1 protein-coding gene is annotated in these 2,022 nt (G+C 70.6%); it reads left to right on the top strand.

Going from position 1 to position 2,022, the window contains the following annotated elements:
* Window positions 1-23: 23 nt before the first annotated feature.
* Window positions 24-2,022: type I polyketide synthase (locus AC5L38_RS44060; RefSeq protein ID WP_495248792.1), on the top strand; the 1,999-nt coding region annotated here is incomplete at its 3' end.

Genomic DNA, 2,022 nt, shown 5'->3' on the forward strand with positions numbered 1-2,022 from the left:
CGGGGGTGCGGGCGCGGGGTGAGGTGCCGTACCTGTTGCGTGGGCTGGTGCGGGGGGTCCGCCGGTCGGCGGTGTCGTCGGCCGGGGCCGGGGATGGGGTGTTGGGGCGGCGGCTGGCCGGTCTGGAGCGGGCGGAGGGTGTCCAGCTTCTGGTGGAGGTGGTGCGCACCGAGGTGGCGCTGGTGCTGGGGCATGCCTCGCCGAAGGAGGTGGACGTCCGGCGGGAGTTCCGTGAGCTGGGCTTCGACTCGTTGACCGCGGTGGAGCTGCGCAACCGGTTGAACGCGGCGACCGGGTTGAGGTTGCCGGCCACGCTGGTGTTCGACTATCCGACTCCGGTGGTGTTGGCGGAGTTCGTGCTGGGCGAGCTGCTTGGTGAGAGGGCCGATGCGGGTGCGCTCTCGCCGGTGGTGCGGTCGGTGGCCGATGACCCGATCGTGATCGTGGGGATGGCGTGCCGGTATCCGGGTGGGGTGTCCTCTCCGGAAGATCTGTGGCGTTTGGTGGTCGAGGAGACCGACGCGATCACTGGTTTCCCGACGTCGCGCGGCTGGGATCTCGGGACGTTGTACAACCCCGACCGGGAGAGCCGGGGCACCAGTTACGTGCGTGAGGGCGGCTTCCTGCACGAGGCGGGAGAGTTCGATCCGAGCTTCTTCGGGATCTCCCCGCGCGAGGCGCTGGCGATGGACCCGCAGCAGCGGTTGCTGCTGGAGGCGTCCTGGGAGGCGGTCGAGCGGGCCGGCATCGACCCGGTCTCGCTCAGGGGCAGCCGTACCGGCGTCTTCGCCGGGGTCATGTACCACGACTACGCGACCGGTGTGGAGTTCCCGCCGGAGGCGATGAGCTTCTCCGGTACCGGTAGCGCCGGTAGTGTCGCGACCGGCCGCCTGTCCTACACCCTCGGACTGGAGGGGCCGGCGGTGACCGTGGACACCGCGTGCTCCTCCTCGCTGGTGGCGCTGCACCTGGCCGCACAGGCGCTGCGCGGCGGTGAGTGCTCGCTCGCGCTGGCCGGTGGCGTGACGGTGATGGCCACGCCGAACTCGTTCATCGATTTCAGCGCCCAGGGCGGGCTCGCCGCCGACGGGCGGTGCAAGGCGTTCGCCGACAGCGCCGACGGCGCTGGTTGGTCCGAGGGCGTGGGCATGCTGGTGCTGGAGCGGTTGTCGGACGCGCGTCGCAACGGTCATCAGGTGTTGGCGGTGGTGCGGGGTTCGGCGGTGAATCAGGATGGTGCGTCCAACGGGTTGACGGCGCCGAACGGTCCGTCGCAGCAGCGGGTGATCCGTCAGGCGCTGGTGAGCGCTGGGTTGTCACCGGCTGAGGTGGACGCGGTGGAGGCGCACGGTACGGGGACGACGCTGGGTGATCCGATTGAGGCCCAAGCCCTGCTGGCGACGTATGGCCAGGATCGGGATGGGGGCCGTCCGCTGCTGCTGGGTTCGATCAAGTCGAACCTCGGTCACACCCAGGCGGCGGCCGGTGTGGCGGGCGTGATCAAGATGGTCATGGCGATGCGGCACGGCGTACTGCCCAGGACGTTGCATGTGGACGTGCCCTCAACACACGTGGACTGGTCAGCGGGGGCGGTGGAACTGCTGACCGAGGCTGCCGAGTGGCCGAAGAACGGCCATCCGCGCCGGGCGGGGGTGTCGTCGTTCGGGATCAGCGGCACCAACGCGCATGTGATCGTCGAGCAGGGGCCCGAGTTCCCGGAGACTGCCAGGGGCCGCACAGAGAGTCAGGTGCCGGGCGCCGAGATGGTTCCGGTTGTGGTGTCGGGGCGTACGGCGGAGGCGTTGCGGGCGCAGGCCGGGCGGTTGGTGTCGTTCCTGGGCGGTGGGTCTGAGCCGGGCTTGGTTGATGCCGCGTTCTCGCTGGCTGAGACGCGGTCGGTGTTCGAGCATCGGGCGGTGGTGCTGGCCGGTGATCGTGAGGGTGTGCTGGCCGGGCTGCGAGCCGTCGCCGAGGAGCTGCCGGGTGCGGGTGTGGTGCGCGGGGTGGCCGGGGACGAGCCCA

The sequence above is a fragment of the Streptosporangium nanhuense genome (assembly GCF_059358815.1).